The sequence below is a fragment of the Rheinheimera sp. genome, assembly GCF_965283995.1.
GTDB lineage: Bacteria > Pseudomonadota > Gammaproteobacteria > Enterobacterales > Alteromonadaceae > Pararheinheimera.
The window spans coordinates 3824844-3837222 of sequence record NZ_CBDIQG010000001.1; the positions used below are offsets into that span (position 1 = coordinate 3824844).

Sequence of the window (12379 nt, forward strand, 5' to 3'; positions counted from 1 at the left end):
TTTTCTGTGAACTCAATTCTTCTGTTTAAAAATGCTGAATTAATGGCTCCAGGTCCTTTAGGCCGGCAGGATCTGGTGGTGGCCGGCAACCGGATTGTAGCCATTGGCAGCGATTTTAATCTGGCGGGCAGCAACTTACCGGTGACGGTCATCGACTGCGCTGATTATTACCTGACGCCGGGTTTTGTTGATTCGTTGGTGCATTTTATCGGTGGTGGCGGTGAGGGTGGTTTTGCCACGCGGACGCCGGAAATGCAGCTGACCGACGCGACGCTTGGCGGCGTCACCACCGCTATTGGTGTGCTCGGAACGGATGCAACGACGCGCACCCTGACTAACCTGCTCGCCAAAGCCCATGCGCTTGAGACTGAAGGTATCAGCACTTATTGCCACACCGGTTCTTATGAGATCCCGTGCCGCACGCTGACCGGCAGCATCACCGACGACTTGATTTTGATCGACAAGTTTATCGGTGTTGGTGAAATTGCCATCAGCGACCATCGCTCATCGCAACCCACCACTGAAGAGATCCGTAAAGTCGCAGCTGCGGCGCGGGTTGGTGGGATTTTATCCGGTAAAAGTGGGGTGGTCAGTGTGCACGTCGGTGCTGGTGAACGTATTTTACAGCCGCTGTATCAGGCGGTCAGCGGCACTGAACTGCGGCTCAAACAGTTCTACCCAACCCATATGAACCGCAATCGCCGGGTGTTTGAAGCCGGGGTTGAGTTTGCCAAAAAAGGCGGCGTGATTGATTTTACCACCAGTACTACCGACTTCGATTTGCAGCATGGTGAAGTCGCGGCCGCGGCGGCACTGGCCGAAGCGCTGTATCTGGGCATCGCGCCGTTGCAACTGACTTTAAGTTCAGACGGTAATGCCAGCTTGCCGCTTTATAACGACGATGGTGAACTGCAGGGCTTACAAGTCGGGCAAGTCCGCAGTTTGTTCCAGAGTATGCGCGATGCGGTGCAGCGCCATCATGTGCCACTGGCGCAGGCGCTGACCAGCGTGACGGCAGCGCCGGCTGCAGTGCTTGGATTGCAGCAAAAAGGCCGGTTAGCACCGGGACTGGACGCGGATTTGGTGCTGTTACGCCGCGACGATCTGCAAATCGACTCAGTGATCGCCAAAGGCCGGATGCTGGTGCAGGCTGGTGAGGCGCTGGTCAGGGGCACTTTTGAGCGTTAGTGAGTGCCGGATCTGTGGTGCACTGTTAGGTGTGACGCAAAGGTGAAAGCGGGTCGTTACAGACCCGCCGAGCCCTCAGCGCATCGTGTAGTCTTACCAACACAGGTTGAATCTGAAATAAATCTGGAAAAGTATGCTGGATAACCCTTCACGGCCTTTTCCAGAAAAATCGAAGTTTTGAGCTATTTTTCCTAGTTTTTGAATAATGATAGTAGCAGTTTCCAGAAAATTTTCACAAGTCAGAAGGTACATTTAAAATCGCATAGTGGCTGTCGCGCAATCTCCACTTGGACTTTCCCTAAAATTATCGACACTTGCTATATGGTATTTAGATAACCACTCAATTGAAGTCGTTTCTTGCCACTAGTTACAGCCACCTCAGCTCTATCCCAAGAGCAGCTTTGTGCCAAAAGCGGAAATTCATTGAAATTTGATTAAATCGGCGCTTTTCACTGAAAGCGGACAATCCAGAGTAAAAAGTGAAATTCAAGCTTCGAAAATTTTGAGAGTTGGTTGTACGGTTTGCTCAATCGTATTTGTCATTTTTGGGCACCGATGTTCACGGGTGAATAATGAAAGTCACGTATTGCCGGGCCATCTGCTTGGCATTCAGGTAAGCGTGCGTGATCCATCAATAACACCCAATCTACCCGATGCGCAAAACCTACATGCACTGCTTTCGCCGGGTCGTAACAGTGCCCATCCAGCAATTGCATATCAATAAGAACAACCGCCTTCGGATGATTAGTCTGCCAACGATATGCAGCAGCAATTTGCGTTTTAATAGGGCTATGAAAACCAAAATGAGTCACTGGATAAGGCGAAAACAATACAAATTGTTCGGCAAAATCCACCAGTACAAGCTCTGTATCTGCAGGCAGCTGGTTTTGTATCGCCTTGTAGACATGTTTAGGTGTTTTTACGCTCTCAAGCATCTGGTAGCCCCAAGTGCTGTATAGCAACCAGAAGAGGCTGATAAATAAGGGCCAGCTCAGCCAGCGTGTGGCGCGCTTAGCAATTGCAAGTATCAAGACTCCCGCAACTCCCAGCGTTAAAAGAAAAAACCAAGGAGTTACATCAAATCTATCAGCCAATTTGGTCGCAGCTTTCAGGCCAAGAACACCGGCTAAGCCAAGCAAGCCGAATAGAGCAGACAAGACAGCTACCAGACCCCACAGCCCACGATTGAGCCCCTTGTGCTGCAATAGCCGCTCTGCATATGGTGCAGCAATCAACGCCAACATTGGCAAGGCAGGTAGAATATATACGCCACGTTTCCCTGGACTGACGGCAAAAAAAATTAATACCAGAATAATCCAGAATAGTGGCAACAAAACTCGACCATCATACTGTTTCAATGCTTGCCACCAGTGCGGCGCCAACCAGGGTATCGCCAGACTAAGCGGCAGCCAAAATACCGGAATCACCTCGACCAAGTAGTACCCAAACGGTTTGATGTGATGCCATGAGTCGGCATATCGGGTGACTGTTTGTTTCCATAAGATATTGTCTCGGTATTGCAGTAACATTGGGTCTTGGCTTTGCGTGACCTGAATGAGCAACGGGAAAAACCAGCAGCCGATAGTGAGCAGCATCATGATGGGGCCCAGTAGCCAACGTAAACTATTCCCCGATGCAGATCGAACAATAGGAGCTCCCTGCCCGGCGAGGCGATACCAGATGTAAGGTAACAGCATCAGCGCGGGCAAAAAACCAACTCCTTTGGTGATTACTCCGAGCCCCATAGCGACCCAGGCCATGTAATACCAGCGCCACAAGCCGTCATAGAGCATAAAACGCAGCAAGCCGTAACAACCAATGGTAATGAAAGCGCACACCATGGCGTCAATTTGAGCGGTTTTAGCTTGTAAGGTGAACTGCAAACTAAACAGTAGCAACCAGCCAGCAGTGAGGCCAATTTGAGGGCTCCATAATCTGGAACCTAAATCAACGATCAAAAATAAAGTGAGCAATGCTCCCAATGCTGAAGGGAGCAAAAATGCCAGGTTCAGTGAGTCGGTCAACTGATAAAACAGGGCAATAGCCCACATAAAAACAGGCGGTTTATCCGGATAGTATTCGCCTGCACGACTGGGGAAAAACCATTGGCCGCTGTCGACCATTTCTTTAGCAATCAGTGCAAATCGAGGTTCATCTGCCGGCCAAGGGTCGCGAAGGCCAATACCGGTTACAATCAATAAAACGGCAAAGGCCCCAAACAGCCATATCTGCTGCTGAATAGTTTTTTGCTGGTACCAAATGATGAGACGCTCAATCATTGCTGTCTTCATCATCTCTGCTCCCCGGCTGATAGGGAGACAATCGTGGGAGGTGATTGTTTGCTGAGACGGTACTGCTGATATAGATACCAACTTAACAAGCTGGAAAAAGCGAACAATGCAAAACTGAGTCCAATTTTCCAACCTGATTGCAGCAGCACACCTTTACCCATCAGGGAAAACACCAGCATTTGTGGAATGTATCCAATCACAGAGCCCAACAAAAAAGGTAAAACTGCCACCGAACTCATTCCTGCCAATACATTGGTCAGCATGTTGTTGCCTACAGGCAGTAACCGGAGCACCATGGCTTTTTTGAGTGGGTACTCGTGCATAAAAGCATCAAGTTGACTGACCCGTTTGGCAAAGAAATGCCGAGCAAAGGGACGTGCAAAAATCCTGACCAACAAGACAGTTAACAGACAGCTGAAGCTAACAGCCAGCATCGATAAGAGTAACCCCTGCAAAAAACCAAAAGCATAACCAGCGAGAAAGGCTGCTAATTGTCTTGGCAGGCCCATACTGATGAGCAAAGTAGCGACCAGCAAGTAATTCAGCATGCCTTGCCAGCCGTTATGTTGAGCCTGGTCATCAATCCATTGCTGATTGAAGTGAGATGAGTCTGGGGCTTGGTGGGCTGCGAGACTGACAAGAAAACAGATAACAGCCAACATTACCAGTCGGCCAAATATTTTTAGCAGTTCCTCGCGGCTTTTGTTATTCATCAGCACGATGCAATTGCACCTGCTTGCTTCGGCGTTGCAACCACATCACGCCCAGCATATCGACTAGTCCAACTCCCAACCGATCCCACATGTTGTAATTTGAAGTGCCAAACTTCCGCTCTCGATGGTTAACTTCAACAATAACAATTTGGCCGCCCAACCGTCTTACCAGAGCAGGTATGTAGCGATGCATATGATCGAAATAAGGTAATAAAACAAAAGTAGCGCGGGGTAACAGTTTCAAACCACAACCAGTATCTGGTGTTTCATCTTTTAATAGCCGGCTGCGTACCGCATTGGCAATTTTTGACTGCCAACGTTTCCAAGCGGTGTCTTTGCGGTTTTTGCGATAGCCGGCAATACAAAAATGCGTATTCGAGCTTAGGCCTTTAGCTTGTTGCATCATCGCAGGAATATCTGCCGGGTCATTCTGGCCATCGGCGTCCATCGTAACGATCCAACGACCTAGGGCATGCTGTACCCCGTTCCAAATCGCGGTACTTTGACCTGCTGATTTTTGATGACGGATCAGACGGACTTGCGGAAATAGTCCTTCAGCTAAGCATGAGTAGGTGAGGTCAGTGCTACCATCGTCAACACAAAGAATTTCAAATTCAACCTTACCGGTTAAAACGGTAACAATCTCCTCGATCAGATGTCGGATATTGTCCTGCTCGTTTTTGGCTGGAATTACCACGGATATGTCCATCAGAGCTCCATCAGATCTAGGGACTCATTGCTCAAACAGCAGTTAAACCAATTCACATGACGAGCGTGTGACGGATTGGTCGTATGCTGAGGAGTAGCTAGCTAGGAGCGTCTAGATTGGATTGGCGTCATTAGTTGTCACGTCGTTTGCGCCACAATTTGATGAGCCAATTTAATTTCATGTTTTGGAGTGTGCGGCGATAATCTCGACTTTTTAACAGGAGGTAATAGGAGTTTTTTCTGTAAATTAGTGACGCGTGAAATAGCCAACTGTAAGTCTAGTTGGCACATATTGTAAGTACGCGTCTTGTCCGCTACACAGTATTTCCTTGACTAACCACTTCGACAACGAAGGAGCCATCATCACTGATTTTCCATGTTAAATTCTTCTGGTGAAGCTCTGTGATTTTTCGAACAATGGATAGCCCAAGACCAGAGCCGGCGATGTCCTGATGAACTGTGGCGCGGAAAAATCGTTCACCCAGCCGGTCAAGTTCAGGCTTTGAACCCTCAGATAATTGATTGGTGATAGTCAGTTTGCAGTGAGTGAGCGTTGAAAAATACTCCACCACCACAACACTGTTTGGGCTGGCATATTTAGCTGCATTATCAAGCAAATTGCGCAGCACGCATTGGAACAACGCAGGTTCTACATATATTGTCGGCTCAGCACTGACCCGGATATCCCAGCTGACATTATCCAAATGTTTGCTTTCAATCTGACCCATCGCATCGGAAATCAGCCCGAGCAAAGATATCTGTTTTTTCTCAAGATGACTGAGATGCTCCAGCTTCTGCATTTCCATCAATTGCAACACCAGATGAGACAGCCGTTTTGTGCTTTTTTGAATCGCTTCATTGGCCAGCTTGATTTCATCATCAGACCGCGCTTTGGCTAAGTTATCCGTGTGTAGTTGAAGAATGGTCAGGGGCGTTCGAAGTTCATGGGATGCATCGGCGATAAACCGTTTTTCTTGGGCTATGTAAGATTTGAGTTCATCCAGCAAAGTATTCACCGCATGCTGAATAGGCTGCAGCTCTCTGGGTAATTCCATTTTTAAAGGCTTTAAGTCAGCAGGATCGCTGCCGGCAAGTCTTTCGGATAATTCGTTGATTGGTCTTGTTCCCAAATAGACTGTCAGCCATACCAGTATAAAAATAGGTATTACAGCAAAACTAAGTGGTAACAACTGATCAATTGTCAGATGAAAACTGAGTTCACCACGAACATCCTCACGTTGTGCTGTAAATATCCAGACCTTTAAGTCTTCAGCAAATAAGCTAAATCCAACCCACTCATAACCATCAAAATTCACCACATGGTAACCAGCGTCCATCGGTTGAAGTGGATGTGTGCCAGCATTGGCCGAGCGCAGCAGTAGCTGCCCGTCCTGACTCCAGACCTGGACAGCAATTTTACTCTCATATTTGTGCCCTTCCGGATGGCGCTCTTGGGCGGATGTGCGTTCTATTCCATCTTCAATGATCCGCGGTACTTCAATCACATTATCTAAAGCAGGTTTTACCGATGAACTCTCAACTAAAAGGTGTCGCACCAGCCGGCCGTACTGAGCAAGTTGGGCGTCAAATAACTCATCCAATTCGTGATGAGTACTATAAAAGGTACTGACGCCGGTCACGCTCATCAACAGCAAAATCACGCCGTTAATGCTTAGAAGCAGCATGCGCCGCAGACTTTTAATTTTCATCGTGATTCTTCAGTGTGTAACCAAAACCGCGAATAGTTTTAATCACATAAGCAGCGGTTTTCTTTCGAATATTATGAATATGGACTTCCAACGAGTTACCCTCATTATCACCATTCCAACCTGTGTTGATTTCCTCCAAATGCTGCTTGGAGACGATTTTCCCCTGATGTAACATCAATTCTTTGAGTAACAAAAACTCGCGACTGGTCAGGTGGACCAGCTTATCGTTAAAGGTGCAGGTATGTCGTTGGATGTCTAACAAAAGTTCATGACTCACCAGAATGTCCTGATTTCGTTGCTGATGTCGTCTCAGAATAACTCGCAGGCGCGCTTCAATCTCTCTGACATCACACGGCTTTAGTACATAGTCATCAGCCCCGGCATCCAGCGCTTCGATTTTGGTATCCAGATGGTCCCACGCTGTTAATACCAGCACCGGTAGCGATTGTTGTGAGGCTCTGAGTGTTCGAATCACTGGCAGTGCGACCCCATCAGGCAAGCCAAGATCGAGGATCATGACATCAAATGTGCTGCTTTGAGCGGCCTGCAAAGCCTGTTTACCTGAAATGCAATGCTCTACGCGATAGTGCAATCGCTCAAGTGCAACGATCAGTCCTTGCGCTAGCAAATGATCATCTTCGACCAATAAAATACGCATAAAGCTGACTCCAATTTAGAACAGGATAATGCTCCAGACCAAGATCGCTGTGACAAGCATGGTTAAAACTGCTGCGGAGCCTATATCTTTTGCCTTGCCACTAAGCTCGTGATACTCAGAGCCAATTCGGTCAACAATAGCTTCTAGCCCTGTGTTCAGGAGCTCAACGACCAATACTAGCAATAGGCTTAACACTAACAGTGCTCTTTCAACCGCGCTGACATCAACCCAAAAAGCAAATGGCAGCAACACCAGTAATGCCATCAGTTCTTGTCTGATCGCAGCCTCCGAATGCCAACTGCTGATATATCCCTGTTTTGAATAATTTGCTGCACTGATGAGTCTGCGCCAGCCCTGATGATGATTCTTCATATGTCCTCCTTACTGTGAACCATCATAAGTGGCTAATCTTAAGCCAATCTTAAGTTTATCTGTTTAGGCTGTAATTAGTTTTAAAACAGGACTCATTGCATGCAGCACAGTGTTTTCAGGAAGCTTGCGGAGGCTTCGGTTTGGGGGCCTTATGTACATCTGGTCAGAATGATCTGGATTGGTCTACTCACGCTAAGTCTGAGTCGGCTGGCTCTGGTGCTCTGGCAATATGAACGTGTAGAACCGACGCAGTCATTCGGGCTGATCATGGTGCAAGGGATTCGAGCCGACTTCATTTTAATGTGCTTATTAGCCGCAATTCCTGTGTTGTTGTCCTTATTCTTCGCATGGACACCTTTTAAACGTGGTTGGTTCCGTTTTACCTATGGCTGGAGTCTTGTGGCGTTGATCGCCATTGTCTTTCTTGAACTTTCAACACCGTCTTTTTTGCTTCAATACGATATCCGGCCAAATCGGCTTTATGTTGAGTACCTGAAATACCCCAAAGAAGTGTTTTCGACCTTATGGCACGGCTTTAGATTACCCTTAGTACTTGGAATAGCATTTACAGTAGGTCTTGCACTACTGTTTAGGCGCTTGCTGCGGGTTGCTGATGCGGATCTACAGCTATGGCCGGTCAAGCTGCATACATTAATCTGGCCTCTGGCAGTCTTTATCGTTTTTGCCGGGATCCGCTCGACCACCCAACATCGTCCTGCCAATCCGGCCATGTTTGCCATCACCGCGGATGCCATGGTTAATTCACTGGTGATCAACTCTGGCTATTCGGTCTTGTACGCCATCTACAGCCTCAAGCATGAAGCCAGAAGCACTGAGGTCTACGGTAAACTGTCAGAAGATGCGATGGTTGCACATACACGCGACTGGCCATGGCTGAAAGCCTACCAGTACAGCAATCCGGATCATCCGACATTACACAGGCAGCAAGCGCAAGTCAGCCGGCAAAAACCTCTGAATATAGTTATTGTGCTGCAAGAAAGCTTAGGGGCGACTTTTGTGGAGTCACTTGGCGGTGTGCCAGTCACTCCGCATCTTGAGAGACTGAAAAGCGAAGGGGTGTGGTTTAAAAATTTATACGCCACCGGGACTCGTTCAGTCAGAGGCATTGAGGCGGTGGTCGCGGGTTTTATGCCAACGCCGGCACAGAGTGTGGTGAAACTATCCAATAGTCAGAATGGCTTTACCACGCTGGCATCGATCTTACAGCAACAAGGTTATCAGACGCAGTTTGTGTATGGCGGGGAAGCCCATTTTGACAATATGCGCAGTTTCTTCACCGGTAATGGTTTTAGCGATGTCGTCGATTTGCCACGCATCAAAGCACCGCAGTTTGTTGGAAGCTGGGGAGCCAGTGATGAGGATTTATTTAATACCGCACACCAGCAGTTAATACAGATGCATGCCAAAGGCCAGCCATTTTTCAGTCTGATCTTTACCTCAACCAACCATGAACCTTTTGAGTTTCCTGACGGACGGATTGAATTGCACGAGGAACCTAAGTCAACGGCAAACAATGCAGTCAAATACGCAGACTGGGCGATGGGGCAATTTTTTGATAAAGCAAAAGCGAGCGCTTATTGGCAGGACACGATATTTTTGGTCGTTGCAGACCATGACAACCGAGTCTATGGCAGTAATTTGATCCCTGTGGAGAAATTCCATATTCCTGGGCTTATCCTCGGAGGGCAAATCAATGCTGGCGTGATAGAGCCTCTGGCAAGTCAAATCGATTTGGCGCCCACTTTGCTGAGCCTTGCAGGTGTTTCAGCCTGTCATCCGATGGATGGCAGGGACTTTATTGCGGATCCAGCAAGCCCAGGACGTGCACTGATCCAGTTCGATAATTTGTTTGCCCTGATGACAGATGAAGATTTGACCATTTTGCGGCCAAATGACACGGCGCTGATTGGTCATTACGATAAGACAACGCGGCAGCTAAACTTAAGATCCGGCGCGGCTGACGAGTTGAAACAGCAAAAGGCTCTAGCCCATGTACAGCTGCCGTCCTACCTCTATCGGGAGCGTAAATACAGCAGCAGTGCCAAATGCCTGTGAGCACATGATTGAGCTCTGGATACTAATTGGTTTGCGACAGACGGCTGTCAAAAAAATGTTCAACTTAAGTCAATCTTAAGTATCACTCTTTAGGCTGCATGTATCTGAACACCACACCTTGTCAGGGCATGCAGCACATTCAATTCCGGGACTTGTTAAACCATATTGGGATGCCGACCGCACTATTTGCCGTTGGGTTTGGCATTTTTTATGGGGCTAAGCTCGATTTTGTGTTGGCTTCTGCCATTTTCGAACTCGAAGGCGGTCAATGGCGATTAACAAACCACTGGCTTTTCAGTGAAGTGTTACACAGCGGCAGCCGACTGCTCAATAATATCATCCTCGCTAATTTGCTGGGTTTTTGGCTTTATCAGCAGTTGTCCAGTAAGACCAGCTCTGAACGCACCATTGCCTTGACCAAACTGGTTGTCAGTTTGCTACTGAGCTTTTCTGTCGTCGCCCTGCTTAAACGTGTCCTACCGGCTGAATGCCCGTGGGACTTGCAACAATTTGGCGGCGATATGCCATTTATTGGCGTGTTTGCTGACAGACCCGTCGCCATGCATCCAACTCAATGTTTTCCGGCCGGTCACGCCAGTGTTGGTTATGCCTGGGTTGCTTTGTACTTTTACTTTTTACCGGTGTGCGCAAGAAAGGCCCGCATAGGCCTCACTACCGGTTTACTGCTCGGTTTATTACTTGGCGTTACGCAGCAACTGCGTGGCGCACATTTTTTCTCACACGATCTGACCACGCTTTGGCTCTGCTGGGTTGTTAGTAGTCTTGTATATCTGACTTATCCAAATCGCATGGCTGAAGTGTCTGAAACCTCTCGGGAACAGCATTATGTTTAAATATTTCAGTCGCTATTATGCCAGCCTGGTCGTGCCGGATATCCAACGCCCGGCACAGAGCTGGCATCCGTTCCTGTTGATGCTGGTCGCGGCTGCAAGCATGACTTTGATGCTCAATGGTCCCTTTTATACTGCACTGCAGGCACATATTCCTGGTCAGGCTGGTTTGCAGTTGACGCTGATTTTTCTGGTGTTTCTGCTCAATCTGATGCTACTGCTGTTGATTGCCCACGGACGTATGCTGAAGCCGGTTGTGTTGTTGCTATTTTTAGCTGGCAGCCTGAGCCTGTATTTTAATCAGGCTTTTGGTGTGCTTATTGACAAAGATATGCTGCAAAACGCCATTGAAACCGACCCAGCGGAAGCCCGCGGACTGCTTAGCGGCGGACTTGTGCTTCACTTGTTGCAGTGGATGCTTTTTCCTTTACTGTTGGTCAGTGTGGTGCGTGTGCAACGTTTATCGCGCAGGATGTATTGGCAGCACCTGTTGGTTGCTTGCACGCTATTCATTGTCACGCTGACTGCCGTAGGCGCAACACAATATGCCGAGCTTGCTTCCTTTTTTCGAAATTTCAGAGCGGTAAAACATTTAGCTTTGCCTGTCAGCCCGATCATTGCCGGTATCTCTCTGGCGGCGAAATCAGTCAAAGCGCAAGTTCCGCATGAATTTCATGTGCTTGCCAGTGATGCGACGCATCAGCAGTCAACAGGCCGGCCAAAGCTATTAGTATTGGTGGTTGGGGAAACTGCCCGAGCCGATCATTTCCAGCTCAATGGTTATCCACGTGCAACCAACCCTTTGCTCAGTAAACTCCCGGTGATGAGTTTTAGTCAGGTGAGTTCATGCGGGACCGCTACCGCACACTCTGTCCCCTGTATGTTTTCCGTGATGACCCACGATAACTACGATGAGGCCACAGCAAAAACCAGTAGTAATGTCTTGGATATCCTTCAATCGACTGGCGTTACTGCGAGCTGGTTCGATAACAATTCAGGCTGTAAAGGTGTCTGCGACCGGATCCCATCAGAGTTCTTGTTTCAACAGCCTGACGCCCGCTGTAAAGATGGTCAGTGCCTTGATGATGTTTTACTAGATGGGCTTGCCCGTGCACTTAAAAGTAAGACCGATGGTGACCGCATTATTGTTATTCATCAATTGGGGAGCCATGGCCCTGAATACTTCAAACGAAGTGCTGGGTCAGACAAAGTTTTTGCCCCTGAGTGCCAGGACAAACAGCTACAGCTTTGTGGCCGCGCTGAAATAATCAACGCTTACGACAATAGTATCGTTGCAACGGACCGGTTGCTGGCGAGCATCATCGCACAGCTCCAGCAGCAGGAAGATTACAATGCCGCCATGCTGTATATGTCCGATCACGGCGAGTCCCTGGGGGAAAATGGCGTGTATCTGCACGGGTTGCCTTATTTTATGGCACCTGAGGAACAAACCCACATTCCGTTAATCTGGTGGATGAGTAGTGGCTATCAGGCGATCACCAAATTAAACGCCGATTGTTTAGCGCAATCCCGTAACAAACCGCTCAGCCATGATTATCTGTTCCACAGCCTGCTCGGTATTTTTTCTGTAAAAACCATCCTTTACCAACAATCACTCGATATGTTCAGCGGTTGCAGAATCAGCGATTAGCGTACACAGATAGCATGGCAGCAAACAATCAATGGCGGTGGGATATGACAATCGGACAGTTCACAACGGTCAATAGCGATTCCAAGTGCCAAGCACAGCACGTCATGCTGATGTGCCTGCTGATGGGCCTGCCAGGTACTGCGTTAAGTGCTGAGGCCCCAA

At 48.2% G+C, this 12379-nt stretch carries 10 protein-coding genes; 4 read left to right on the forward strand and 6 right to left on the reverse strand.

The features are described 5' to 3' along the window. Nucleotides 1–6 precede the first annotated feature (6 nt). Complete coding sequence (iadA, locus tag ACQ66Q_RS17115; protein ID WP_430457900.1) at nt 7–1188, forward strand: beta-aspartyl-peptidase; 1182 nt, start codon at nt 7–9, stop codon at nt 1186–1188. Nucleotides 1189–1727: 539 nt separating this feature from the next. On the opposite strand, the gene ACQ66Q_RS17120 is transcribed toward iadA, so the two are convergent. The 6 genes from ACQ66Q_RS17120 to ACQ66Q_RS17145 form a co-directional block, all read right to left on the reverse strand. Beyond that, on the reverse strand, nt 1728–3482 hold the full coding sequence (locus ACQ66Q_RS17120) for an ArnT family glycosyltransferase (protein WP_430457901.1): 1755 nt from the start codon (nt 3480–3482) through the stop codon (nt 1728–1730). Continuing rightward, nucleotides 3479–4192, reverse strand: coding sequence for a TVP38/TMEM64 family protein (locus ACQ66Q_RS17125; RefSeq protein ID WP_430458568.1), 714 nt, complete (start codon nt 4190–4192; stop codon nt 3479–3481). Before ACQ66Q_RS17125 ends, ACQ66Q_RS17120 begins: the two co-directional genes overlap by 4 nt. Continuing rightward, the gene (locus tag ACQ66Q_RS17130) at nt 4185–4901 is read right to left on the reverse strand and encodes a glycosyltransferase (RefSeq protein ID WP_430457902.1); all 717 of its coding nucleotides are present in this window, start codon (nt 4899–4901) and stop codon (nt 4185–4187) included. Before ACQ66Q_RS17130 ends, ACQ66Q_RS17125 begins: the two co-directional genes overlap by 8 nt. A gap of 313 nt (nt 4902–5214) precedes the next feature. After that, nucleotides 5215–6609 (reverse strand): ATP-binding protein, encoded by a 1395-nt coding sequence (locus tag ACQ66Q_RS17135; protein ID WP_430457903.1) that lies wholly within the window; start codon nt 6607–6609, stop codon nt 5215–5217. Continuing rightward, complete coding sequence (locus ACQ66Q_RS17140; protein ID WP_430457904.1) at nt 6599–7267, reverse strand: response regulator; 669 nt, start codon at nt 7265–7267, stop codon at nt 6599–6601. The genes ACQ66Q_RS17135 and ACQ66Q_RS17140 overlap by 11 nt, the downstream gene beginning before the upstream one ends. 15 nt (nt 7268–7282) lie before the next feature. Then, entirely contained in the window at nt 7283–7639 is a 357-nt protein-coding gene (locus ACQ66Q_RS17145; protein ID WP_430457905.1) for a diacylglycerol kinase, read from the reverse strand. 99 nt (nt 7640–7738) lie between these two features. On the opposite strand from ACQ66Q_RS17145, the gene ACQ66Q_RS17150 reads away from it, so the two are divergent. From ACQ66Q_RS17150 to ACQ66Q_RS17160, 3 genes are all read left to right on the forward strand, one after another. Then, a complete protein-coding gene (locus tag ACQ66Q_RS17150; RefSeq protein ID WP_430457906.1) occupies nt 7739–9715 on the forward strand; it encodes an LTA synthase family protein in 1977 nt (658 codons plus the stop codon). Between the two features lie 98 nt (nt 9716–9813). Then, nucleotides 9814–10569 (forward strand): phosphatase PAP2 family protein, encoded by a 756-nt coding sequence (locus ACQ66Q_RS17155; protein WP_430457907.1) that lies wholly within the window; start codon nt 9814–9816, stop codon nt 10567–10569. 79 nt (nt 10570–10648) lie between these two features. Then, the gene (locus tag ACQ66Q_RS17160) at nt 10649–12217 is read left to right on the forward strand and encodes a phosphoethanolamine transferase (RefSeq protein ID WP_430458569.1); all 1569 of its coding nucleotides are present in this window, start codon (nt 10649–10651) and stop codon (nt 12215–12217) included. Nucleotides 12218–12379: the final 162 nt, after the last annotated feature.

Coding starts and splice junctions, on each gene's coding strand:
- ACQ66Q_RS17125 (WP_430458568.1), bottom strand. CDS start 4,192: ATGAATAACAAAAGCCGCGAGGAACTGCTAAAAATATTTGGCCGACTG.
- ACQ66Q_RS17140 (WP_430457904.1), bottom strand. CDS start 7,267: ATGCGTATTTTATTGGTCGAAGATGATCATTTGCTAGCGCAAGGACTG.
- ACQ66Q_RS17135 (WP_430457903.1), bottom strand. CDS start 6,609: ATGAAAATTAAAAGTCTGCGGCGCATGCTGCTTCTAAGCATTAACGGC.
- ACQ66Q_RS17130 (WP_430457902.1), bottom strand. CDS start 4,901: ATGGACATATCCGTGGTAATTCCAGCCAAAAACGAGCAGGACAATATC.
- ACQ66Q_RS17155 (WP_430457907.1), top strand. CDS start 9,814: ATGTATCTGAACACCACACCTTGTCAGGGCATGCAGCACATTCAATTC.
- ACQ66Q_RS17150 (WP_430457906.1), top strand. CDS start 7,739: ATGCAGCACAGTGTTTTCAGGAAGCTTGCGGAGGCTTCGGTTTGGGGG.
- ACQ66Q_RS17160 (WP_430458569.1), top strand. CDS start 10,649: ATGCTGGTCGCGGCTGCAAGCATGACTTTGATGCTCAATGGTCCCTTT.
- ACQ66Q_RS17120 (WP_430457901.1), bottom strand. CDS start 3,482: ATGATGAAGACAGCAATGATTGAGCGTCTCATCATTTGGTACCAGCAA.
- ACQ66Q_RS17145 (WP_430457905.1), bottom strand. CDS start 7,639: ATGAAGAATCATCATCAGGGCTGGCGCAGACTCATCAGTGCAGCAAAT.